The 20,845-nt window shown below is 60.4% G+C and carries 25 protein-coding genes; 10 read left to right on the top strand and 15 right to left on the bottom strand.

The window, feature by feature from the left end; translation table 11 throughout:
• Positions 1-8: 8 nt before the first annotated feature.
• Positions 9-1,505 carry a phosphomannomutase/phosphoglucomutase gene (locus tag ACOQFT_RS17670; protein ID WP_421599194.1) on the top strand — a complete coding sequence of 499 codons (1,497 nt, stop codon included), beginning with the start codon at positions 9-11 and terminating at the stop codon, positions 1,503-1,505.
• A gap of 36 nt (positions 1,506-1,541) precedes the next feature.
• Here ACOQFT_RS17670 and ACOQFT_RS17665 read toward each other — a convergent pair whose 3' ends face one another.
• Positions 1,542-3,503: an AsmA family protein gene (locus ACOQFT_RS17665; protein WP_421599193.1), complete on the bottom strand. Its 1,962-nt coding sequence runs from the start codon at positions 3,501-3,503 to the stop codon at positions 1,542-1,544.
• Positions 3,504-3,599: 96 nt separating this feature from the next.
• Here ACOQFT_RS17665 and rimO point away from each other — a divergent pair, with 96 nt between their 5' ends.
• Both rimO and ACOQFT_RS17655 read left to right on the top strand, forming a co-directional pair.
• Positions 3,600-4,988: a 30S ribosomal protein S12 methylthiotransferase RimO gene (gene rimO / locus ACOQFT_RS17660; RefSeq protein ID WP_421599192.1), complete on the top strand. Its 1,389-nt coding sequence runs from the start codon at positions 3,600-3,602 to the stop codon at positions 4,986-4,988.
• 104 nt (positions 4,989-5,092) lie between these two features.
• Positions 5,093-5,494, top strand: a complete 402-nt coding sequence (locus ACOQFT_RS17655) for a hypothetical protein (RefSeq protein WP_421599191.1) — start codon at positions 5,093-5,095, stop codon at positions 5,492-5,494.
• Between the two features lie 17 nt (positions 5,495-5,511).
• Here the strand turns inward: ACOQFT_RS17655 and ACOQFT_RS17650 are convergent, their stop codons facing one another.
• A complete protein-coding gene (locus ACOQFT_RS17650) occupies positions 5,512-5,868 on the bottom strand; it encodes a diacylglycerol kinase (RefSeq protein WP_421599190.1) in 357 nt (118 codons plus the stop codon).
• A gap of 132 nt (positions 5,869-6,000) precedes the next feature.
• Positions 6,001-6,198: a hypothetical protein gene (locus ACOQFT_RS17645; RefSeq protein WP_421599189.1), complete on the bottom strand. Its 198-nt coding sequence runs from the start codon at positions 6,196-6,198 to the stop codon at positions 6,001-6,003.
• A gap of 220 nt (positions 6,199-6,418) precedes the next feature.
• Here ACOQFT_RS17645 and ACOQFT_RS17640 point away from each other — a divergent pair, with 220 nt between their 5' ends.
• A complete protein-coding gene (locus ACOQFT_RS17640; protein ID WP_421599188.1) occupies positions 6,419-6,661 on the top strand; it encodes a CDGSH iron-sulfur domain-containing protein in 243 nt (80 codons plus the stop codon).
• On the opposite strand, the gene ACOQFT_RS17635 is transcribed toward ACOQFT_RS17640, so the two are convergent.
• Genes ACOQFT_RS17635 through ACOQFT_RS17615 form a run of 5 tightly spaced genes read right to left on the bottom strand, consistent with a single transcriptional unit; the run spans position 6,662 to position 8,599 of the window.
• Positions 6,662-6,922, bottom strand: a complete 261-nt coding sequence (locus tag ACOQFT_RS17635) for a DUF6455 family protein (RefSeq protein WP_421599187.1) — start codon at positions 6,920-6,922, stop codon at positions 6,662-6,664.
• A complete protein-coding gene (locus ACOQFT_RS17630) occupies positions 6,919-7,191 on the bottom strand; it encodes a DUF6455 family protein (RefSeq protein ID WP_421599186.1) in 273 nt (90 codons plus the stop codon). Before ACOQFT_RS17630 ends, ACOQFT_RS17635 begins: the two co-directional genes overlap by 4 nt.
• Positions 7,192-7,206: 15 nt before the next feature.
• Positions 7,207-7,500: a DUF6455 family protein gene (locus ACOQFT_RS17625; protein WP_421599185.1), complete on the bottom strand. Its 294-nt coding sequence runs from the start codon at positions 7,498-7,500 to the stop codon at positions 7,207-7,209.
• A 26-nt stretch (positions 7,501-7,526) separates the two neighbouring features.
• Entirely contained in the window at positions 7,527-7,895 is a 369-nt protein-coding gene (locus ACOQFT_RS17620) for a YigZ family protein (RefSeq protein ID WP_421599184.1), read from the bottom strand.
• Entirely contained in the window at positions 7,892-8,599 is a 708-nt protein-coding gene (locus ACOQFT_RS17615) for a M48 family metallopeptidase (protein WP_421599183.1), read from the bottom strand. The genes ACOQFT_RS17620 and ACOQFT_RS17615 overlap by 4 nt, the downstream gene beginning before the upstream one ends.
• 123 nt (positions 8,600-8,722) lie before the next feature.
• On the opposite strand from ACOQFT_RS17615, the gene ACOQFT_RS17610 reads away from it, so the two are divergent.
• A complete protein-coding gene (locus ACOQFT_RS17610) occupies positions 8,723-8,971 on the top strand; it encodes a hypothetical protein (RefSeq protein ID WP_421600065.1) in 249 nt (82 codons plus the stop codon).
• On the opposite strand, the gene ACOQFT_RS17605 is transcribed toward ACOQFT_RS17610, so the two are convergent.
• Positions 8,959-9,234 (bottom strand): DUF167 domain-containing protein, encoded by a 276-nt coding sequence (locus tag ACOQFT_RS17605; RefSeq protein WP_421599182.1) that lies wholly within the window; start codon positions 9,232-9,234, stop codon positions 8,959-8,961. The genes ACOQFT_RS17610 and ACOQFT_RS17605 overlap by 13 nt on opposite strands.
• Before the next feature lie 137 nt (positions 9,235-9,371).
• Here ACOQFT_RS17605 and ACOQFT_RS17600 point away from each other — a divergent pair, with 137 nt between their 5' ends.
• Positions 9,372-9,950 (top strand): nitroreductase family protein, encoded by a 579-nt coding sequence (locus tag ACOQFT_RS17600; protein WP_421599181.1) that lies wholly within the window; start codon positions 9,372-9,374, stop codon positions 9,948-9,950.
• Positions 9,950-10,645 (top strand): EI24 domain-containing protein, encoded by a 696-nt coding sequence (locus tag ACOQFT_RS17595; protein WP_421599180.1) that lies wholly within the window; start codon positions 9,950-9,952, stop codon positions 10,643-10,645. Before ACOQFT_RS17600 ends, ACOQFT_RS17595 begins: the two co-directional genes overlap by 1 nt.
• A 3-nt stretch (positions 10,646-10,648) precedes the next feature.
• Here ACOQFT_RS17595 and ACOQFT_RS17590 read toward each other — a convergent pair whose 3' ends face one another.
• Positions 10,649-10,924, bottom strand: a complete 276-nt coding sequence (locus ACOQFT_RS17590) for a DUF1467 family protein (protein WP_170440869.1) — start codon at positions 10,922-10,924, stop codon at positions 10,649-10,651.
• Between the two features lie 16 nt (positions 10,925-10,940).
• Positions 10,941-11,345, bottom strand: a complete 405-nt coding sequence (gene mce / locus ACOQFT_RS17585; protein WP_170440867.1) for a methylmalonyl-CoA epimerase — start codon at positions 11,343-11,345, stop codon at positions 10,941-10,943.
• 134 nt (positions 11,346-11,479) lie between these two features.
• Between mce and ACOQFT_RS17580 the strand changes: the two genes are divergently transcribed.
• Positions 11,480-12,196 (top strand): response regulator, encoded by a 717-nt coding sequence (locus tag ACOQFT_RS17580; protein WP_421599179.1) that lies wholly within the window; start codon positions 11,480-11,482, stop codon positions 12,194-12,196.
• A gap of 190 nt (positions 12,197-12,386) precedes the next feature.
• Here the strand turns inward: ACOQFT_RS17580 and aspS are convergent, their stop codons facing one another.
• The 4 genes from aspS to ACOQFT_RS17560 form a co-directional block, all read right to left on the bottom strand.
• Entirely contained in the window at positions 12,387-14,162 is a 1,776-nt protein-coding gene (gene aspS, locus ACOQFT_RS17575; RefSeq protein WP_421599178.1) for an aspartate--tRNA ligase, read from the bottom strand.
• Between the two features lie 79 nt (positions 14,163-14,241).
• Positions 14,242-14,913: a CPBP family intramembrane glutamic endopeptidase gene (locus ACOQFT_RS17570; protein ID WP_421599177.1), complete on the bottom strand. Its 672-nt coding sequence runs from the start codon at positions 14,911-14,913 to the stop codon at positions 14,242-14,244.
• Positions 14,910-15,557, bottom strand: coding sequence for an aminotransferase class IV family protein (locus ACOQFT_RS17565; RefSeq protein ID WP_421599176.1), 648 nt, complete (start codon positions 15,555-15,557; stop codon positions 14,910-14,912). Before ACOQFT_RS17565 ends, ACOQFT_RS17570 begins: the two co-directional genes overlap by 4 nt.
• A complete protein-coding gene (locus ACOQFT_RS17560) occupies positions 15,512-16,639 on the bottom strand; it encodes an aminodeoxychorismate synthase component I (RefSeq protein WP_421599175.1) in 1,128 nt (375 codons plus the stop codon). Before ACOQFT_RS17560 ends, ACOQFT_RS17565 begins: the two co-directional genes overlap by 46 nt.
• 176 nt (positions 16,640-16,815) lie before the next feature.
• Here ACOQFT_RS17560 and carB point away from each other — a divergent pair, with 176 nt between their 5' ends.
• Together carB and ACOQFT_RS17550 are read left to right on the top strand one after the other, a co-directional pair.
• The gene (carB, locus tag ACOQFT_RS17555) at positions 16,816-20,160 is read left to right on the top strand and encodes a carbamoyl-phosphate synthase large subunit (protein WP_421599174.1); all 3,345 of its coding nucleotides are present in this window, start codon (positions 16,816-16,818) and stop codon (positions 20,158-20,160) included.
• 254 nt (positions 20,161-20,414) lie between these two features.
• Entirely contained in the window at positions 20,415-20,825 is a 411-nt protein-coding gene (locus ACOQFT_RS17550) for a VOC family protein (RefSeq protein ID WP_421599173.1), read from the top strand.
• Positions 20,826-20,845 lie beyond the last annotated feature (20 nt).

Below are 20,845 nucleotides of genomic sequence, written 5' to 3'. Positions count from 1 at the left end.
GCGATAGTATGACCAAACCCATCCCCGAGGTGACTCCAAACACCTGGAGCTTTCTGCGCGACCCGATGATCAAGCCCACCGGGTTTCGCGAATACGACGCCCGCTGGAAATACCCCGAAGAGATCAACCTGCCCGGCATGACCGCGCTGGGGCTGGGTCTGGGCACCCAAATGCGCAAACGCGGGATCGAGCCCGTGATCGCGGTGGGCAACGACTATCGCGACTATTCGCTGGCGATCAAGAACGCGCTGATCCTGGGGCTGATGCAGGCCGGTATTCAGGTCAAGGATATCGGCCCGGCGCTCAGCCCGATGGCCTATTTCGCCCAGTTCCATCTGGACGTGCCTGCAGTGGCGATGGTCACGGCCAGCCACAACCCGAACGGCTGGACCGGCGTGAAGATGGGCTTTGACCGTCCGCTGACCCACGGCCCGGACGAGATGTCAGAGCTGCGCGATATCGTTCTGAACGGCGAAGGTGTTCCGCACGACGGCGGCTCGTACGAGTTCGTCGATGGTGTAAAAGAGGCCTATATCGACGATCTGGTCGGGGATTTCAAAATGTCCCGTCCGCTCAAGGTCGTCTGCGCCACCGGCAATGGCACAGCCTCGGCGTTCGCGCCGGAAATCTTCGAACGGATGGGCGTCGAAGTTGTGCCCAGCCACAACCGGCTGGACTACACCTTCCCCAACTACAACCCAAACCCCGAAGCCATGGAGATGTTGCACGACATGGCCGACACCGTGAAGTCCAGCGGCGCGGATATGGCGCTGGGGTTTGACGGCGACGGTGACCGCTGCGGTGTTGTGGATGACGAGGGTGAGGAGATTTTCGCCGATAAGGTCGGCGTGATCATGGCCCGCGATCTGGCCAAGCTGTATCCCAACGCGACCTTCGTGGCCGACGTGAAATCGACCGGCCTGTTTGCCAGCGACCCCGAGTTACAGGCCCACGGTGTCAAGGCAGATTACTGGAAAACCGGCCACAGCCACATGAAGCGCCGGGTCAAAGAGATTGACGCTCTGGCCGGGTTCGAAAAATCGGGCCACTACTTCCTGGCTGAACCGATCGGACGCGGCTATGACTGCGGTATGCGGGTCGCGGTTGAGATCTGCAAACTGATGGACCGCAATCCGGACAAGAGCATGTCGGACCTGCGCAAGGCGCTGCCGAAGACCTGGTCGACGCCGACCATGTCGCCCTATGCTGCGGACACCGAGAAATATGACATCCTCAAACGTCTGGTCGACAAGCTGGTTGCCAAGGCCGATGCAGGCGAGGCATTCGCGGGTCGCGCGATCAAAGAAGTGGTCACCGTCAACGGCGCGCGGGTCATTCTGGACAATGGCAGCTGGGGTCTGGTGCGTGCATCCTCGAACACGCCGAACCTTGTTGTGGTTTGCGAAAGCAGCGACAGCGAAGACGAAATGCGCGCCATCTTCGCCGATATCGACGCTGTGATCCGGACCGAACCCGGTGTCGGCGATTACGACCAGACGATCTGATCAAAATAAAACTGGGGCGCCCAAGGGCGCCCCGTATTAGTCTGCTCCCAGCAGTTTGAGCAGGCCTTTCCTAGCCTCTTCTTCCAGCTTGTTTTTCAAAGCGTCCTCGGCGCTTTCGGTATCGGTTACCGCGGTTCCCAGCTCATCGCTGACCTTGTCCAGAACCTTTTGCTTAGCGTCATCTTCCAGGTCTTTGAGCTGCCCTTCCGCGGCGGCTTCGATCACCTTCGTCAGATCGGGCTTGATCGCCGGGTCAGCCCACGGACCGACAACGTGCACCGGTACCGAAAGGCCCTGCCCTGAATTTGCCCTAAGCGCGGTAGGCGTGAACAGATAGTCGATTGTCTGCGCCCCGATATTGACCTGTCCGGTTCCGTCCGCCCGAAAATTATCCAACGACATCAGCAGGTCGTTATTGGTCAGAACCCCCTGATCGATGTTGAAACTGGCCGTCAGACTGTTGAACACAGTCGTACCTCCGGCGCCCTTGCCCCGCCCCATCAGACGGTCGAGGTCAAAGCCGGCGATGACGCCTTGACCAACATTCAGGTTACCCTGGCCGCTGAGGGATCGCATAATCTGGTCCTCGGTCTGACCGACGCCCAGGAACTCGAATTCGCCCGAAGCGGCCCCCGTCAGACGATTGATCCCGGCCATGGTTGACAGGGCTTGCTGCAGGTCGATGCCCTGGGCGTTCAGCTTACCACCAACGGACAAGCCATTTCTGTTGTTGGCAACCACCTGCCCGGTCACCTGTCCTGCAAACAATGTGGCGGGGTCCATCCGCAAAACGGCACGGGACCGATCAAGGCTGAGCGTCAGGTCGCTGGGGCCCAGTGTCAGCTCGGGGACGGCAATGGACGCGGCCGTCAGGCGGATCTCTCCGTTCGCCAGCGCCAGGGCCGAAGCATCGATCGGATCTGTCGACCATGCGTTGTCAGGTGTCGACGCGGAGGCCGTGTCGGAACCATCCCCGGACGAAGCGGGCGCATCGTTGTAGCGGGACAGGTCGATATCCCCGCCCTTTAGCCGCGCGGTGATGTTGGGCGGGTCCGAAATCTCGATATCGGCCTCGCCGGTGAACCGGTTGTGATCCAGCTGCGCCACCAGATTGCGCAAGGATATCCGGCCCTCACTTGTATAGGTCATGTGCCCCGATACATCTGCGGCACGCCCCAACCCCAGCGGCACCCCGACACCGGCCTGCCCGAATGCGGCCAGCATCTTTTCCGTACTTTTGGTCTTAACCTCCAGATTGCCGTCCATCTCACCCGCAAGGTTGACGCGGCCGTCAAACCCGACCTCTCCGCCCGGCGCGGTCAGCGCCAGTTGCAGCGGCGTCGCAGCGCCCGAGGCATAGGCAGGCAGGTTCGGGATTTTCAGGTCCACGTTCACATTGCCACCGGGGACCGTCATCCGCGCCTGCATCACCATGGGCGCGGTTGGCCCGGGCCAACTGGCGGAAAGATCGACATCCGAGAAATCATAGGTCGTCGTGCCATTCTCGACATAGATCAGCCGCGCGTTGGTCAGTTCCAGACGATCCAGTGTCACCGCCCCTTGCGGCGAGGCCTCGGCAGGTGTGCCGCCGCCGCCAGAGGTTGGCTGAGGGCCAGCGGCGCTCAATTCCCAGTTGCCGCGCCCGTCTGACAGTTCCAGCCGCAAGACCGGCTTGTCGGCGATCACGCGCCGTATCCGGAAATCGCCATTCCACAAACCCGCGGCATCGACCCCAACGGCCAGGCTTTCGGCACTCAGCATCGGTTCTGAGCCCGCCCAAGATGCATTGCCAAAGGTGACCGGACCGGTCTCGACCCCCAGAACCGGCCAGAAGGACAGGCTCACATCACCGGACAAAGTCAGCTCGCGGCCGGTCTCGCTTTTGACCTGTTCGGCCAGAATCGCGGCCAGCTTGTCACCGGGCATCAGCAACAACGCGCCGATGACCAGGCCGAAGGCGACCACGAATAGGAAGAGTATGCGCAACAGCCACTTCATTTTTCTGCTCTCCGCTTATTGGGCATGCGTTGAAAAGATCATTCAAAGCCTGACCCGCATTTGCAAGGGGAAGCGTTCCCCACTATATGCCGCGCCATGAGCACGAACCCGCCAAACCTCCGCCCCGACCTGGCACCCTCTGCCCGGATCACCGATATGCCGCGCCCGAACCAGCCCACCATTGGGATGGTCTCATTGGGCTGCCCGAAGGCGCTGGTTGACAGCGAACGGATTCTGACCCGCCTGCGGGCCGAAGGGTACGGCATTTCACCGGACTATTCCGGGGCCGATGCCGTGATTGTGAACACCTGCGGGTTCCTTGACAGCGCCAAGGCTGAATCTCTGGATTCCATTGGTGAGGCGCTGGTGGAAAACGGCAAGGTCATCGTGACTGGCTGTCTTGGGGCGGAACCGGATTACATCCGCGAACATCACCCGCGCATCATGGCGGTGACGGGGCCACATCAATACGAACAGGTTCTGGATGCGGTCCATACGGCTGTTCCACCCGACCCGGACCCTTTCGTGGACTTGCTGCCTGCAGCCAATGTGCAACTGACCCCACGCCACTATAGCTACCTCAAGATTTCCGAGGGCTGCAACCACAAGTGCAAGTTCTGCATCATCCCCGACATGCGCGGCAAACTGGCCAGCCGTCCGGCTCATGCGGTGTTGCGTGAGGCCGAAAAGCTGGTCGACAATGGCGTGCGCGAATTGCTGGTGATCTCGCAGGACACCTCGGCCTATGGGCTGGATCGCAAATACGATGTAAACCCGTGGAAAGACCGTGAGGTGCGCAGCCACATCACCGATCTGGCGCGCGAGCTGGGGCAGCTCGACGCCTGGGTGCGGCTGCACTACGTCTATCCCTATCCGCATGTGCGCGAACTGATCCCGCTGATGGCGGATGCGGGCTGCAACATTCTGCCCTATCTGGACATTCCGTTCCAGCACGCCCACCCGGACGTTCTGAAGCGCATGGCCCGCCCGGCCGCGGCCGCCAAGACGCTGGACGAGATCGCCGCGTGGCGCGCAACCTGCCCCGACATCACCCTGCGGTCGACCTTCATCGTCGGCTATCCCGGCGAGACCGAGGCCGAATTCCAGACCCTGCTGGACTGGCTGGACGAGGCGCAACTGGATCGCGTCGGCTGCTTCCAATATGAAAACGTGGATGGCGCGCGGTCGAACGACCTGCCTGATCACGTACCAGCTGAGATCAAACAAGAGCGCTGGGAACGGTTCATGGAAAAGGCGCAGGCGATTTCCGAGGCCAAGCTGGCCGCGAAAGTCGGCCAGACGATCGACGTGATCGTGGATGAGGTCGATGACGAGGCCGCCACCTGCCGTACCAAGGCGGACGCGCCCGAGATCGACGGCAACCTGTTCATCGACGAAGGTTACGAAACCCTCAAACCCGGTGACATCGTCCGGGTCGAGGTGGACGAGGCCGGCGAATACGATCTGTGGGGCAAGCTGGCCTGACCCGGTCACCCGGCCTCGGCAAAGCGTGAGCCAAGTTTATTGGCATTTGTCGCGCGATTCGTGGATCATGACAGGACATTCCGCCCTGAGTGAAGGAGGGTTTAATGTCCTGTCCGCATCCCTTTGGCCTGAAATGTATCGCAGTGATTCTGGCCGCCCAGCTTTATGCCGCACCCGTTGCTGCCGACAGTTTCCGCTCGGGCGGGTTCATTGTCATTGGTTCCAAGTCGCTGAGCCTTCACCTGCGCAGCACGCACCATGTGCACAGGCATTACGGCGCGCCCAGAACTTATTATCCCAAGGCCAAGGTTCATCGCCCTAAAGGCAAGGTTTATCACCACAAGAAAAAGCCCAGGGTTTATTATCAAAAACCCAAGGTGTATTACCTGAAACCGACAAGACGACACCACCGCGCCGTGCGAGGCTTCCCCAAAAGACACGCCTCGCCCTACCACATTCCACAAAACTACGGCATTCAGCGCCGGGGGTATCGCTTTGGCGGGTAAAACCGTTGCGACTTGCCTCAGAGCAGGCTGACAATCCCGACAACCCAGGCCACCCCGGTGGCCACGGCCGTCAACGCAACGGCTGCGCTGGCCGCGTCCTTGGCCTGACCCGCCAGTTCACTGTGATCGGTCGAGGTGTGGTCAACGGCACGCTCAATCGCGGTGTTCAGCAACTCAGCCACCAGGACAAGCAGCCCCAGGACCAATATCAATGCACGAATTCCGTCGCCCAACGGTAACCAAAGCGCCAGAGCAGCAGATAACAGGTTCGCCCACACCCATGTCCGGAATGAATATTCTGCGCGCCATGTGGAAACGACGCCCTGCCAGCTCCAGCGGGTGCGGTCCTTGAGGCGGGTAAAAAAGGTTCTCATCTGGCCTCGACTTTTGGTCGCTGAAACTGAAATCGGAATAGTGACCGGCAGACAAGAAAAAACCGCCCCGGTGGCGGCCATGATGGTGATATTGTTGCGGGCGGCTTCGCAGAAAAGCCGCCCGCGGAATTCTTATTGAGCAACCGGGTTACAGACAGTCTGACCCGCTTCGGTCGTGGCCAGCTCGGTCCCTGCCGGGCAGCTCGGCGTGCCGTATTTGTCATACTCAGGCGTGATGTAAACCGGCGCCGGCTCTTCCTGCTGAGAGCAAGCAGCCAAAACAAGGGCAAATGCACCAACGGCAGCAAATTTAAGTTTCATGTCCGTCATTCCTCTATTAATTTCCTGATATTGCCCAAGAATTCGGGGCCAGGCATAGGATAGGGCCTTGATGGTATTTTTGCAACGAAATCAGTCACGCATTTGTGAGTAAAGGCGGAACCACGCTGGTAACCCCCTCAGAAACAGCGGATTTATGAGCAAAAGCTACCGTTTTCCGCGTTTCGGCCTACACTGTTCAGGTGACATCAGCCAAAGACGGAGTAGCCCCATGTCAGATAGCCCCACCATCGCGCAAAAAGGTCCCTTCCCGGTCGAGGTGACCGAAGGGAAAAGCTATTTCTGGTGTGCATGTGGCCTATCCAAACGGCAACTGTTTTGCGACGGCTCACACAAGGGGACCCGGTTTGAACCGGTCAAATACACTGCGGACAGCGGCAAGAAGGTCTTTTTCTGTGGGTGTAAACACAGCGCCAATCCGCCGTTGTGCGACGGGACTCATTCGAAGGTCTGATCACGCCTTCAGCGCGTTCATCTGTTCGGCATTGGCGCAGAAATCCGGGGCCGCGTGGGCCTCGGACTGTTGTTCAGACAGCCAGATTGCGCATTGGCCGCTGCAATGCGATGCCCGGCAGCGCGTCACCATTTCGGCATAGCGATCCGGTGTAAGCCGACCTTCGGCCATTGCTTCGGTCAGCGAGATATTCATGCACCTCGCCACAGATCGGGTGAGCCAAAAATGTGTCTCGACATCTCCCAAAGCAGACCGTGTCATGCGTTTTCCTTCTCTAGCCTTGTTTTCAGCGCTGCAAACCGTTGCCGGTTTTCGCAGGTACACGGTGCACCAGCCACGGCTTCCTGTTGATCCAGCCAGTCGGGGCACCGGTTGGCCCAGCCGCAGCCCCGGCAATATTGAATCATCTCGGCCCAGTCCTGTTGGGTCAGGTGACCTGAATGGTGCGCCGCGACCACGTCCGCCCAGGTTGCCTGCCCCATACGCAGGACAAGGCGCAAATGGGTCATGATCTCTCCGAGATGCAGCATCGAGATCTCCGGTGGTTAGGGTGCAAGTTTGTTGAGCAAGCCCTGGTTGCGGCAATATTCCGGCGCCCGGGCCACCACAGCTGGTTGGTCCAGAAAACGCTGGCAATGGCCAGGATTCGGGCAGTCCGTGCAGTTCAAAACAGCGTCGGACAACTGGTCGATCGACACGTCACCGCCTATCGCCGCCTCTTGCAAATCGACCCCCAGCTTGGAGGCCATCCGGTCCACCAGACCGGCATGGAGTTTCAGATTTCCTGGCTGGGCATCGAAGACCCCTTCCTGTTTCGCGTCCAGAACAGGATAGCGCAACGCCCCAAATTGGCCTTTGACTCAGGTCAAGACCCAATCCCGATGTGGTCCAGATAGGCGCGGGTGGCGTCCTGCACCCGGCGGAAGCGGTCCCCGCCCAGCTTTTTTCCGCCGTACCAACGGGTGACGATCACCACGTGGTTTTCCATCCCGGCGCGTTCCAGCATACGCAGGATCACCATGCCCGCACCACTTTCACCGTCATCCGCCTTAAGCGCACCCGCGGGCAAAACAGCCGCCCAGGTGTTGTGCGTGGCCTTGGCATAGGCCTTGTCCGACTTGAGGTCCTGCAACACGGCATCCACATCCGCACGTGTGCCGACAGACGCGCCCGAGACGGCGTATTTCGATCCCCGATCCGTCAGGATCACCCCCAGTCGCGTCAGTGTCGTCATGGGGTCAGTCCCAGTTGTCGTGCGGTATCCAGTACAACCTGCACCCGATCCGCGTTGGGTGGATGTGAACCCAGAAACTGATCCCCCGGATCGGGAAGGCGGTCAAAGTACTTTGCGCCGATCAGCGGGTCGTACCCTGCATTGTGGGTGATGATCGTTCCCATTTGATCGGCCTCAAGCTCAAACGCCTTGACGTTTACCTGCACCCCCACCTCGGCGCCCAGTTTCTGCACACGCTCCAGGTCTTCTCCGTTCTCGCCATACAGCTTGCCCAGATCGTTAAAGATCGCTGCACTTTCCCGTGCATTTTGCGATTGCCGGTCGATATGGCCCAACACATGATGCGCCGCCTCATGCCCCATCACAAAGGCCAGTTCGTCGGCATTTTCCGCAGATTGGATCATTGCGCGGGTAAAGATAATCACCGGCTGATCCTTGTCGTCCCGGGTCTGAAACGCGTTTGCCGGTGCGCGCGGGTTCAGGTCGACCAGAATCGTGAAATCACAGTTGCTGACCATGGCCTGGCGCAAACATTCGGCGCGGGCCTCTTTGCCAACTGCGCGGCTGATCTGCTGGAAAGTTGCCGCGTCGACCTGGAATTCACCCGAATCCTGCGACCATTCCGCTGCCGGTTGCACACGCAGAGCACCGGCGCTGCACGCCGCCAGCACCAGAGGAAACAGCAAATAGGTCAGACGGCGCATTCATATTCCTTTGAAACGGAAATCCCGTTTGAAAAAACCATAGCGCGGCCCGCACGGGACTGCCACCGCGCGATTGCAAGGGAACGGGTTGCATTGCCGCGCAACGCCCTGCACTTTGGCTTCATGTTTTCGATTGAGCATGAATTCGACTCGACAGTCATTACTCTGGTGGACGAAGGCCCCAAGCCTTTGCAAGAGGATGTCGTCATCAACAGCTTCGCCGAATGTGTGACGCTTGAGCAATTGGACCCTCGTACGGACCAAATTCAAATGATAACCCTGTCGCCCGAACAGGTGCGCGATCTGGCCGCCGCGCTGGACCTGCCCGAGGGCGTGTATCAGATCCACGAAAGACCGGATCAGGGCGCATAGACAAACAACTTGTCCCGCGCGGTCTGCCCCTGTTTCAGGGTCAAATCGGACGGGGCGACGCCCATTGAGACGGCCAGTATCCGGCGCACCGCGTCATTCGCCTTGCCGTTTTCCGGCGGGGCGGTCACGGTGATACGGATTGCGCCCTTGTCCACCACAATGCTGTCCTTTGCCGCTTTGGGCGTTACCCGGACCGGAATCGCCGCGCCGGGGGTGGCAAGGCCGCTTAAATCCGGCACATCGTGCAGTTTTGGTTTCGCCATCTTGTTCCTCTTGCTTGCAAACACTCTTGCACGGGGAACCGGGGAATGAAATTGATCCCACATCACCAGCTGTTTGCACTTGAAACGCGCCAGAGCCTCAACCAGATACAGACTGCCCATGTAAAGGAAGTTAACATATGTCCTTGAAGAACCCGGCCGCCCTGGAGTTTCTGCAATCACGCCGGTCGCGTCCCGTGAAGACTTTGGTCGCTCCGGCCCCCACACGGGAAGAGTTGCTGCCCCTGCTGACCGCCGCCGCCCGCAGTCCGGATCACGGCAAGTTGGAGCCGTGGCGTTTTATCGTTCTCGAGAAGGGCGCCATGGACCGTCTGTCATCGCTGACACAGGACTGCGGAACAAGGCTGGGCAAAGCCCCTGAGGACATCGCGAAGGCCCGCAGCCAGTTCGACATGGGCCATCTGGCCGTGGCGGTTATCGAGGTCCAGACCCCGTCGGACAAAGTCCCGGCCATCGAACAGACCTATTCGGCGGGCGCCGTATGTCTGGCGCTTCTGAATGCGGCCCTTGCGGCCGGTTGGGGCGCAAACTGGTTATCCGGCTGGCAGGTTCATGACGCCGCGTTCTGCCGCCAGGCCTTTGGGCTGCAGGGCAACGAACGCGTGGCCGGCCTGATCCATATCGCCACCGAAGGCAAAACCCCACCTGAACGCCCCCGCCCCGATGTCGCGGCGCTGACCGAGTGGGTTTCGGAGTGATGATCCTCAGCGCGTTCTTCGCAGCATTGGGTCAGATCGGAGACCCCAGGTTCCGCTCCGTTCTGCTGCGCGGCGTTGGTCTGACAATTGTGCTACTGATCGCGGCCAGTGCCGGAGCAATCTGGCTGATCAACTGGCTGTCCGGGGACGAGATTTCGCTGCCCTGGATCGGTGCTGTGCCGTGGCTCAACGACGTGTTGAACTATTCCGGCATCTTTTTGGTGATGATCCTGCCGGTGTTCCTGATGATGCCCGTCGCCTCGGCCATCATCTCGATGTTTCTGGAAGAGGTCGCGCAGGCGGTCGAGGACAAACACTATCCCACCCTGCCCGCCGTTCCCGGCATCCCGTTCAGCGAGGGGATGCGTGATGCGGCAGAGTTCATGAGCGTGCTGATCGTCGCCAACCTGCTGGCGCTGATCCTCTATGCGATTTTCACGCCATTGGCTCCGTTTATTTTCTGGGCAATGAACGGGTTTCTGCTGGGCCGGGAATATTTCACACTGGCCGCGATGCGGCGTGTGGGGCGGGACGGCGCGCGCAAACTACGTGCCAAGCATATGCCCACAATCTGGCTGGCTGGCACCCTGATGGCCATCCCGTTGTCAGTGCCGCTGGTGAATCTGGTGATCCCGATCCTCGGGGCGGCCACCTTCACCCATCTCTACCACAAGCTGTCGGGGCGGACGCCCTGACGCTTACTGGCGCGGCTCAAGCTGGTTCAGCCAGTCGAAGTCGCGCACCGAAATCACGCCCGAGATGATGATCCCTGCGATGATCGCCCAGAGCACCACCGAAATCCCGGTGGTGATCCAGAGCTTTTTCTTCATGTGGTGCACTTCCGGCGCACCCGCATGGGTGCCCGGAACGATATCGCCCAGATCACCCTGCGTCTTGATGCGGATCGGCAGCACGACCAACAGCGTCATGAACCAGATGACGGCAAACAGGACCAGTGCAGCGGTAATCGTCATGACAGCCTCGCTTGGGTCAGACCTGTTCCAGCTCGACCAGGCAGCCGTTGAAATCCTTGGGGTGCAGGAACAACACCGGCTTGCCATGCGCGCCAATTTTGGGGTCGCCCGATCCCAGAACGCGGGCACCGGTTTCTTTCAGGTGGTCGCGGGCGGCGATGATGTCGTCGACCTCATAGCAGACATGGTGAATGCCACCGGCCGGGTTCTTTTCCAGAAATCCGTTGATCGGACTGTCATCGCCCAACGGATACAGCAGTTCGATCTTGGTGTTCGGCAGTTCGATGAACACCACGGTCACGCCATGATCGGGTTCGTCCTGCGGCGCGCCGACCTTGGCGCCCAGCGCGCTGCGGTACTGCTCGGATGCGGCCTCAAGGTCAGGCACGGCAATGGCGACATGGTTCAGACGACCGATCATGGAACTCTCCTCCGTTCTGCGTTGCAGCGGTTATGGGGGCTGTTTGGACAAAGAACAAGTGCGCCAAATTGCCGTTAACGTCGTGTTAGCCAGAACTTCCTAGCGTGGGGCATCTGCTGATTAGGAGTTCTGCCATGGACGATTCGAGCCCCTTCGCCTCTCCCGCGCAGCCGACGGCCACGCGGCCTCTGCTGGGCCAAACCATTCTGGTTGTCGAAGACAGCCGCTATGCCTGTGATGCGATCCGGCTGATGTGCCTGCACAGCGGCGCCCGCATCCGGCGCGCGGATTGTCTGACCTCGGCACGGCGTCATCTGCAGATTTATCGCCCTTCGGTCATTCTGGTGGATATCGGCCTGCCGGATGGCTCGGGGGCCGAGCTGATCGCCGAACTGACCGAGGCCAGCCCGCGTATCGGCGCCATTCTGGGGATGTCCGGCGATGATGATGCACAGGCCTCTGCGCTGCAGGCCGGGGCCGACGGTTTCTTGCACAAACCTCTGAAATCACTTTCCTACTTTCAGAAGTTCATTCTGGAAAGCCTGCCCGAAGATCGCCGCCCCAACAGCCTGCATGCGATCCGGGATGAAGTCATTCGCCCCGATCCTATGGCCTATCAGGACGACATGGCCCATATCGCGGACGTTTTGGCCGGGCCGAACGATCACCGCACGCTGGACTATGCGGCACAATTCTTGCGCGGTGTTGCCCGCGATGCCGAAGATACGATTCTGGCCAATGCAGCGCAAAAGCTGGCGGAATCGCGTGCATGTGGCACGCCCGTTACCGCTCTGGCTGCGCAGGTTGCTGGTATCGTTCAGGCGCGGCTTGAACAGCGCGAGGCGATCTGAGATGGCCGCAGCGTATTTTCTGACGGCTACGATCCTGATCATCTGGGCCTACTACCAGACCAGAACAACGGCTCGGAACATTCGCTTGGCGCGCGGCGCACGCCCCTGCCCTTTGTGCTTGAACGGGAACTCGGGCTTGGCGCTCCCGGCCAAAGAAAAACCCGCCGCATAGTCTGCGACGGGCTGTTGATCAATCCTGCGGGATGATGCGCAATCCCAGCTCCATCAACTGATCCGAGGTCGGATCGGATGGCGCGTCCATCATCAGGTCCTCGGCGCGTTGGTTCATCGGGAACATCATGACCTCGCGGATGTTGGCCTCATCAGCCAGCAACATCACGATCCGGTCAATCCCGGCAGCACAGCCACCGTGCGGCGGGGCGCCATAGTGGAAGGCGCTGAACAGGGCACCAAAGCGGGATTTCACTTCATCCTCGCCATAGCCGGCCAGTTCGAAGGCCTTCAACATGATCTCGGGCTTGTGGTTCCGGATCGCGCCCGACACCAGCTCATACCCGTTGCAGGCCAGGTCATACTGATAGCCGCGCACATCCAGCGGGTTGCCGTTCAGGGCGTCCAAACCACCCTGCGGCATCGAGAACGGGTTGTGTTCAAAGTCGATTGCGCCCGTTTCTTCGTCCTGCTCGTAAATCGGGAAATCCACGATCCAGGCAAAGGCAAAACGGTCTTTCTCAGTCAGGTTCAGTTCGTCGCCGATCACGTCCCGCGCCTTGCCTGCGACCTTTTCAAAGGCTTTCGGCTTGCCGCCCAGGAAGAACGCCGCATCGCCAACGCCCAGACCCAGCTGTTGACGGATCGCCTCGGTGCGCTCCGGGCCGATGTTCTTGGCCACCGGGCCTGCGGCTTCCATGCCCTCACCCTGATCGCGCCAGAAGATGTAACCCATGCCGGGCAGACCCTCTTTTTGCGCAAAGGCGTTCATGCGGTCACAGAACTTGCGACTGCCACCGGTGGGCGCCGGGATGGCGCGGATTTCCGCGCCTTCCTGCTCCAACAGCTTCGCGAAAATCGCGAAGCCAGACCCGCGGAAGTGGTCGGAGACCACTTGCATTTTAATAGGATTGCGCAGGTCGGGTTTGTCGGTGCCGTACCACAGGGCCGAGTCCTTGTAGGAAATCTGCGGCCACTCCTGATCGACCTTGCGACCACCGCCGAACTCTTCGAACACGCCGGTCAGAACGGGCTGGATCGTGTCGAACACGTCCTGCTGCTCGACAAACGACATCTCGAGATCGAGCTGGTAGAAATCGGTGGGCGAACGGTCGGCACGCGGGTCTTCGTCGCGGAAACAGGGCGCGATCTGGAAATACTTGTCGAAACCCGACACCATGATCAGCTGTTTGAACAGCTGCGGCGCCTGCGGCAGTGCGTAGAATTTGCCTGGGTGCAGACGCGACGGCACCAGGAAGTCACGCGCACCTTCGGGCGAGGAGGCGGTGATGATCGGCGTTTGATACTCACGGAAGCCCTGATCCCACATGCGTTTGCGCATCGAGGCCACGACATCCGAGCGCAAGGTCATGTTCTGCTGCATCGCCTCGCGGCGCAGGTCCAGATAGCGATAGCGCAGGCGGGTTTCCTCGGGGTATTCCTGATCGCCGAACACCATCAGCGGCAGTTCGTCGGCAGCGCCCAGAACTTCCAGTTCGCGCACGTAAACCTCGATCTCGCCGGTGGGCAGCTTCGGGTTCACCAATTCGGGATGACGCGCTTTGACGTTGCCATCAATGCGGATGCACCACTCGGAGCGCACATTCTCAAGCTCGGCAAAGGCCGCGCTGTCGCCGTCGCACAGAACCTGCGTCACGCCAAAATGGTCGCGCAGATCGATGAACAGCACGCCGCCGTGATCTCGGACACGATGCACCCAACCGGACAGGCGGACGGTTTCACCGACATTGGCGGCAGTCAGAGCGGCGCAGGTGTGGCTGCGGTAGGCGTGCATGGATCATATCCCTTCGGGCGCAGAATTCGTCGCGCCGATACACCCCGTCAGGCTTGGAAAGTCAAGGCAGGTATACCGCTCAAAACGGCCTTTGCACATTGCCCGAGTAGAAATAGATGCCCAGACCCGCGGCAAAGATGATGTTCCCCGCAATCGCGTGCAGCAGGACAGCATAGAAAAACGATCCGCGCTGGCGATAGGCCCAGGTGAACAGAAGCCCCCCGGCAAAGGTCATGATGGCGACGATCCAGCTCCAGTACATCAGATGCGCCAGCGAAAACAGCGCCGCATTCAGCAGATTGGCCGCCCGCCCGTTCGGGAGGATCGCGTGATAACGGCGGAAGAACAGGGACCGGAACAGCAGTTCTTGCGGCAGGGCCGACAGCAGCGGATAGCCAAGCCAGATGACCAGCAGAAACTCGGGCCGGTTGCGCAGCAGGAAAAACGCTGCTTCTGGCTGGGTGGCCATCACCAGAGCGGTGCAGAAAGTGGTCATAGCAACCGCAAACAGCGCGACTTCGCGCCAGGACCAGTTGCGCCAGTTGTACCGCAGCTCGGCCCAGGAAAAGCCGGGTGTGGAGTGCAGAAGCACGATGCCGATGGCCGTGAAGGCAAACAGCGACGGGAACATCCAGTTCGGAGGGAAAAACACCGCGATCAGCACCGGTACGGCGATGAAGAACATCCCGAATTCCAGCCGCAATCGCAGATGCGGGACTGCGCTGTCCGCCCAATCGGTTTGTTTGCTCACTGTTCTGCCAACTCCGCCCGGATCAGACCGCGCAACGAATTTCCCACATAGATTTTTGATGCGTTTTTCAGGTCGGTCAAGGTCAGGGTGGCTTCGGTAACCTGTTTATTATCCAGCAGTTCTTCGCGCAGGATGCCCGGCAGGACGCCGCAGGACAAAGCGGGCGTAAGGTGGCGGCCATCGGGCATGTGCAGAAACAGGTTGGTGATGGTGCCTTCGCACAACTCATCGCGTTCGTTCAGGAACAGAACCTCGTCGATCCCTTTCGGCAAGGACGCGCGGGCGTTGTCATAAAGCGCACGTTTGGTTGTTTTGTACCGCAACCAGATGTCATCAGCGGTCAGGCGGGTCTGGGCAATCGCCACCCGCCAGACCGGAGGGTTGTCGGTCAGCGCCCCCGTCGTCACGTCCAGTTCCCCCCCTGCGGCCAAAGTCAGGCGACAGCGCAACAGCGATGCGCCTGCAACCGCATCCAGTTTGTCGGCGGCCACCCCGTCATCGAACGGAAACCCAAACGCTCTGGCCGAACGCGCCATGCGGGCCAGATGCCGGGCCCGTCGCACAAATCCATGCCCTGGCCGAAAGGCCAGCGTTTCAATCAGGCGGAAGTCAGAGTCAATTGGTGCGCAAAGCGGGCTTTCCATAGCGCTTCCTCGTATTCCGATGGGGCCGTACTGTCCCAGACCACGCCGCCGCCCACGTTCAGCGTAGCTTTGCCATCTTCGACCATCAGCGTGCGGATTGCCACGTTGAACTCGGACCGTCCGTCGGGAGCGGCCCAACCAATCGCACCACAATAGATATCGCGCGGCCAGGGTTCGAGGTCCGACAGGATCTCCATCGCGCGAATCTTTGGCGCGCCGGTGATCGAGCCGCAAGGGAACAGCGCCATCAGGATGTCTGACAACTCGGCCCCCAGATGAAGCTGCGCCTGCACCAATGAGATCATCTGGTGCACGGTGGCGTAGGTCTCGACCTTGAACAGCTCGGGCACCTTGACCGACCCCGGCAGCGCGACGCGGCTGATATCATTGCGCAGCAGGTCGACGATCATCAGGTTCTCGGCCCGGTTCTTTTCGTCGGTCGACAGGAAGGCGCGGCGGCGTGCGTCCTCGGCCATATCCTCGCTGCGGGGCTGAGTGCCCTTCATCGGGCGGGTTTCGATCATCCGGTCCGCATCGGTGCGAAAGAACAGCTCGGGTGAGCGGCTAAGGAGGTCCGGCAACCCGTCTTGCTCTACCAATGCGCCATGACCTACCGGCTGACCCGAAGCCAAAGCGGTATAAAGCGCGGCGCTGTCCCCTTCGACAGTCAGGTCGATGGGAAAGGTCAGGTTGGCTTGATAGATATCCCCGGCCCCGATGGCATCGTGAACCTGCTGAAAGGCGCGTGTATAGCGCGCCTCGTCCCAGCGCGGGTCAAAACCGGTGACGGCACCCGAAGCCGCGGGCAGATCACGCTGGCCGGGCGCATCATAGACACCAAAGCACAGCAGAGGCAGGCGGCGATCCCGTGGCATACGGTCGGCCAGGCGGGGTTCCAGCGCATAGCCCAGCTCATAACTGGCGTAGCCCGCCAGCCATGCGCCATCCGCGCGCGCCTCATCCAGCGCCGCCAGCGCGTGGGGCACGTCATCCGCTTTGTCCGCGCGGATCACATTGGCAGGCCGTTCGAAACTGGTTCCGGGCCCGGCTGCCCCCTGATCAAAACGAATACGCAATTGCATCCTCATTTGCCGTGTTGCGCGGTATAGAGAATACGGCGGCAAGGGAAAGAGGGGAAAGCGGCAATTTCACACCCAATTCCGATACCCCTTGAACCTTTTCGCGCGGTCCCTATAACGCAGGACAATTTGGGCGCTTGGGGGCGCCCTGACTCGCGGACAATCAAAGGACCAAGGCCATGCCGAGAAGAACCGACATCAAGTCGATCATGATCATCGGGGCGGGCCCCATTGTTATCGGTCAAGCCTGCGAGTTCGACTATTCCGGTGCCCAAGCCTGTAAGGCGCTGCGCGAAGAAGGATACCGGGTCATTCTGGTGAACTCAAACCCGGCGACGATCATGACCGATCCCGGACTGGCGGACGCGACTTATATCGAGCCGATCACCCCCGAAGTTGTTGCCAAGATCATCGAGAAAGAGCGCCCCGACGCCCTGCTGCCGACAATGGGTGGGCAGACCGGCCTGAACACCTCCTTGGCGCTGGAAGAGATGGGCGTGCTGGACAAGTTCGGCGTTGAGATGATCGGGGCCAAACGCGACGCCATCGAGATGGCCGAAGACCGCGCCCTGTTCCGCGAGGCGATGGATCGGCTGGGGCTGGAAAACCCAAAGGCAACCATCGTGACTGCGCCCAAGCGCGAGGATGGCTCGACCGATCTGGATGCGGGCGTACAGATGGCTCTGGATGAGCTTGAGGAAATCGGCCTGCCCGCCATCATCCGTCCTGCCTTTACCTTGGGCGGCACCGGCGGCGGTGTGGCCTATAACCGTGAAGATTACATCCACTTCTGCCGCTCGGGCATGGATGCGTCCCCGGTGAACCAGATCCTCGTCGATGAAAGCCTGCTGGGCTGGAAAGAGTATGAGATGGAGGTGGTGCGCGACACTGCCGACAATGCGATCATCGTCTGTTCGATTGAAAACGTCGACCCGATGGGTGTGCATACGGGTGACTCGATCACGGTGGCCCCTGCCCTGACGCTGACCGACAAGGAATACCAGATCATGCGCAACGGCTCGATTGCCGTTCTGCGCGAGATCGGTGTCGAGACCGGTGGGTCGAACGTGCAATGGGCGATCAACCCCGACGATGGCCGCATGGTCGTGATCGAGATGAACCCCCGCGTGTCGCGCTCATCTGCGCTGGCGTCCAAGGCGACCGGTTTCCCGATTGCCAAGATCGCCGCGAAACTGGCCGTGGGTTACACGCTGGATGAGCTGGACAATGACATCACCAAGGTCACGCCTGCCAGCTTTGAGCCGACCATCGACTATGTCGTCACCAAGATCCCGAAATTCGCCTTTGAAAAGTTCCCCGGCTCCGAACCCTATCTGACCACCGCGATGAAGTCGGTGGGCGAGGCGATGTCCATCGGCCGCACCATCCACGAGTCGATGCAAAAGGCGCTGGCCTCAATGGAATCGGGTCTGACCGGCTTTGACGAAATCGAAATCCCCGGCCTGAACGTCGGCCTCTGGGACGAAGCCGATGACAAGGCCGCCGTTATCAAGGCGATCAGCCAACAGACCCCCGACCGTCTGCGCACCATCGCGCAAGCCATGCGTCACGGGCTAACCGATGATGAGATTTTCGGCGTCACCAAGTTCGACCCGTGGTTCCTGGCCCGTATTCGTGAAATCATCAAGGCCGAGCGTCAGGTGCGCAAAGACGGCCTGCCAGTGACCGAAGAAGGCATCCGCAAGCTGAAAATGCTGGGCTTCACCGACGCGCGTCTGGGCGACCTGACCGGTCGTGACGAAGACAACGTCCGTCGCGCTCGCCGCAATCTCGGCGTTAACGCCGTGTTCAAACGCATCGACACCTGTGCCGCGGAATTCGAAGCGCAGACGCCTTACATGTATTCGACCTACGAGGCCCCGATGATGGGCGAGGTCGAGTGCGAGGCACGCCCCTCCGACCGCAAAAAGGTTGTCATCCTCGGCGGTGGCCCGAACCGGATCGGTCAGGGGATCGAGTTCGATTATTGCTGCTGTCATGCCTGTTTCGCGCTGACCGAAGCGGGGTACGAGACCATCATGGTCAACTGCAACCCCGAGACCGTATCCACCGACTACGATACCTCGGACCGTCTGTATTTCGAACCGCTGACCTTCGAACACGTCATGGAAATCCTGACGAAGGAACAGGAAAACGGCACGCTGCATGGTGTGATCGTTCAGTTTGGTGGCCAAACCCCGCTGAAACTGGCCAACGCGCTGGAGGCCGAAGGCATTCCGATCCTCGGCACAACGCCCGACGCCATCGACCTGGCCGAAGACCGCGAACGCTTTCAGGCGCTGGTCAACGATTTGGGCCTGAAACAACCGAAAAACGGTATCGCCTCGACCGACGAACAGGCGCTGGAGATTGCCGAAGAGATCGGTTTCCCGCTGGTCATCCGCCCCTCCTACGTTCTGGGTGGTCGCGCAATGGAAATCGTCCGTGATATGGATCAGCTGAAGCGCTATATCAACGAGGCCGTTGTGGTCTCGGGCGACAGCCCCGTACTGCTCGACAGCTATCTGGCCGGCGCGGTGGAACTGGACGTGGACGCCCTGTGCGATGGCACCGACGTGCACGTCGCAGGCATCATGCAGCATATCGAAGAGGCGGGCGTCCACTCGGGTGACTCGGCCTGTTCGCTGCCGCCCTACTCGCTGTCGAAAGACATCATCGGCCAGATCAAGGATCAGGCATTCAAACTGGCCAAAGCGCTGAACGTCGTTGGTCTGATGAATGTGCAGTTCGCGATCAAGGATGATGAGATCTACCTGATCGAAGTGAACCCTCGTGCCTCGCGTACCGTGCCCTTTGTGGCGAAGGCAACCGACAGCGCGATTGCGTCGATCGCAGCCCGCGTCATGGCTGGCGAGAAACTGTCAAACTTCCCGATGCGTCCACCCTATCAGGAAGGCAAGGACACCAAAATCGCCGATCAGATGACCCTGGCCGATCCCGACATGCCTTGGTTCTCGGTGAAAGAGGCCGTGCTGCCCTTCGCCCGCTTCCCCGGCGTCGACACGATCCTTGGCCCGGAAATGCGTTCGACCGGTGAGGTCATGGGCTGGGACCGCGACTTCCCGCGTGCCTTCCTCAAGGCGCAGATGGGGGCCGGTATGGTGCTGCCCTCCTCAGGCCGCGCCTTCATCTCGATCAAGGATGCCGACAAGACCGCAGCGATGCTTGAGGCCGCGCAGGTGCTGACCGAGCAGGGGTTCAAGCTGATTGCGACCCGCGGCACCCAAAGCTGGCTGTCCAACCACGGCGTCGACTGCGACGTGGTCAACAAGGTCTATGAGGGTCGTCCGGACGTCGTCGACATGCTGAAAGACGGTCAGGTGCAACTGCTGATGAATACCACCGAAGGCGCGCAGGCCGTCGAGGACAGCAAGTCCATCCGCTCGATCGCGCTGTATGACAAGATACCCTATTTCACCACAGCCGCCGCCAGCCATGCCGCCGCACTGGCGATCAAGGCGCAGGCCGAAGGGGATGTCGAGGTGAAATCGCTGCAGGGCTGACCGGCCCGAACCCGCTTAAATACAACACATTTTACGCGCCCGTTGACCCCATGTCTTCGGGCGCGCATCTTTTCTGCAAACGAGCAGAAGGATAACAGAAATGCGCAGGTTTATGGTTTTTGCCGCCCTGTTGACGCTGGCCGCGTGTGACGTACCGCTGGTTCCGTTGATCTGACGCGGGCTTTGGCGTTGTTTTCACTGTTTCTGTGGGTATGCAGGCGGCATGATGCTGTCTTGAAACCAGCAGGAGAGCCATGCGCCTTTACACCACATACGGCACCAATGACCTGAAGCAGGCCATCCGGTTTTATGACGCGATCTTTGCGGTTCTGGAGCAGCCGCGTCTGCCGGGATGGACCAAGGATTGCGCGGGCTGGGGAACCGAACCCGACGCAGGTGTCGGGTTTTGGATATGCTCACCCTTTGACGGCCAGACGGCCAGCGTGGGTAACGGCACGATGATGGCCTTCCCTGCCGACAGCGCCGCTCAGGTCCGGCGGTTTCACGCGGCAGGGCTGGAATATGGTGGCTTCGACGAAGGGCCGCCGGGCACACGGGATTACTATTCCCCCGAATTCTATGTCGCCTATCTGCGCGATCCGGATGGCAACAAGCTGTCCTGTTTTTACTACCATTTCGACCCGACAAAAGACCCGGGCGACTGAAAGCAGCCGCCCGGCATTCG

Origin of the sequence: Ruegeria sp. MALMAid1280 (assembly GCF_049195285.1) — a bacterium.
In the GTDB taxonomy this organism is placed as follows: domain Bacteria; phylum Pseudomonadota; class Alphaproteobacteria; order Rhodobacterales; family Rhodobacteraceae; genus Ruegeria.
Note: the sequence above shows the minus strand (reverse complement) of the source record. Positions and strands in the feature narration are given on the sequence as shown.

Excerpts from the sequence above, each read along its gene's own strand:
- ACOQFT_RS17670 (WP_421599194.1), top strand. The coding sequence starts at position 9 with ATGACCAAACCCATCCCCGAGGTGACTCCAAACACCTGGAGCTTTCTG.
- ACOQFT_RS17665 (WP_421599193.1), bottom strand. The coding sequence starts at position 3,503 with ATGAAGTGGCTGTTGCGCATACTCTTCCTATTCGTGGTCGCCTTCGGC.
- rimO (WP_421599192.1), top strand. The coding sequence starts at position 3,600 with ATGAGCACGAACCCGCCAAACCTCCGCCCCGACCTGGCACCCTCTGCC.
- ACOQFT_RS17655 (WP_421599191.1), top strand. The coding sequence starts at position 5,093 with ATGTCCTGTCCGCATCCCTTTGGCCTGAAATGTATCGCAGTGATTCTG.
- ACOQFT_RS17650 (WP_421599190.1), bottom strand. The coding sequence starts at position 5,868 with ATGAGAACCTTTTTTACCCGCCTCAAGGACCGCACCCGCTGGAGCTGG.
- ACOQFT_RS17645 (WP_421599189.1), bottom strand. The coding sequence starts at position 6,198 with ATGACGGACATGAAACTTAAATTTGCTGCCGTTGGTGCATTTGCCCTT.
- ACOQFT_RS17640 (WP_421599188.1), top strand. The coding sequence starts at position 6,419 with ATGTCAGATAGCCCCACCATCGCGCAAAAAGGTCCCTTCCCGGTCGAG.
- ACOQFT_RS17635 (WP_421599187.1), bottom strand. The coding sequence starts at position 6,922 with ATGACACGGTCTGCTTTGGGAGATGTCGAGACACATTTTTGGCTCACC.
- ACOQFT_RS17630 (WP_421599186.1), bottom strand. The coding sequence starts at position 7,191 with ATGCTGCATCTCGGAGAGATCATGACCCATTTGCGCCTTGTCCTGCGT.
- ACOQFT_RS17620 (WP_421599184.1), bottom strand. The coding sequence starts at position 7,895 with ATGACGACACTGACGCGACTGGGGGTGATCCTGACGGATCGGGGATCG.
- ACOQFT_RS17615 (WP_421599183.1), bottom strand. The coding sequence starts at position 8,599 with ATGCGCCGTCTGACCTATTTGCTGTTTCCTCTGGTGCTGGCGGCGTGC.
- ACOQFT_RS17610 (WP_421600065.1), top strand. The coding sequence starts at position 8,723 with ATGTTTTCGATTGAGCATGAATTCGACTCGACAGTCATTACTCTGGTG.
- ACOQFT_RS17605 (WP_421599182.1), bottom strand. The coding sequence starts at position 9,234 with ATGGCGAAACCAAAACTGCACGATGTGCCGGATTTAAGCGGCCTTGCC.
- ACOQFT_RS17600 (WP_421599181.1), top strand. The coding sequence starts at position 9,372 with ATGTCCTTGAAGAACCCGGCCGCCCTGGAGTTTCTGCAATCACGCCGG.
- ACOQFT_RS17595 (WP_421599180.1), top strand. The coding sequence starts at position 9,950 with ATGATCCTCAGCGCGTTCTTCGCAGCATTGGGTCAGATCGGAGACCCC.
- ACOQFT_RS17590 (WP_170440869.1), bottom strand. The coding sequence starts at position 10,924 with ATGACGATTACCGCTGCACTGGTCCTGTTTGCCGTCATCTGGTTCATG.
- mce (WP_170440867.1), bottom strand. The coding sequence starts at position 11,345 with ATGATCGGTCGTCTGAACCATGTCGCCATTGCCGTGCCTGACCTTGAG.
- ACOQFT_RS17580 (WP_421599179.1), top strand. The coding sequence starts at position 11,480 with ATGGACGATTCGAGCCCCTTCGCCTCTCCCGCGCAGCCGACGGCCACG.
- aspS (WP_421599178.1), bottom strand. The coding sequence starts at position 14,162 with ATGCACGCCTACCGCAGCCACACCTGCGCCGCTCTGACTGCCGCCAAT.
- ACOQFT_RS17565 (WP_421599176.1), bottom strand. The coding sequence starts at position 15,557 with ATGGAAAGCCCGCTTTGCGCACCAATTGACTCTGACTTCCGCCTGATT.
- ACOQFT_RS17560 (WP_421599175.1), bottom strand. The coding sequence starts at position 16,639 with ATGCAATTGCGTATTCGTTTTGATCAGGGGGCAGCCGGGCCCGGAACC.
- carB (WP_421599174.1), top strand. The coding sequence starts at position 16,816 with ATGCCGAGAAGAACCGACATCAAGTCGATCATGATCATCGGGGCGGGC.
- ACOQFT_RS17550 (WP_421599173.1), top strand. The coding sequence starts at position 20,415 with ATGCGCCTTTACACCACATACGGCACCAATGACCTGAAGCAGGCCATC.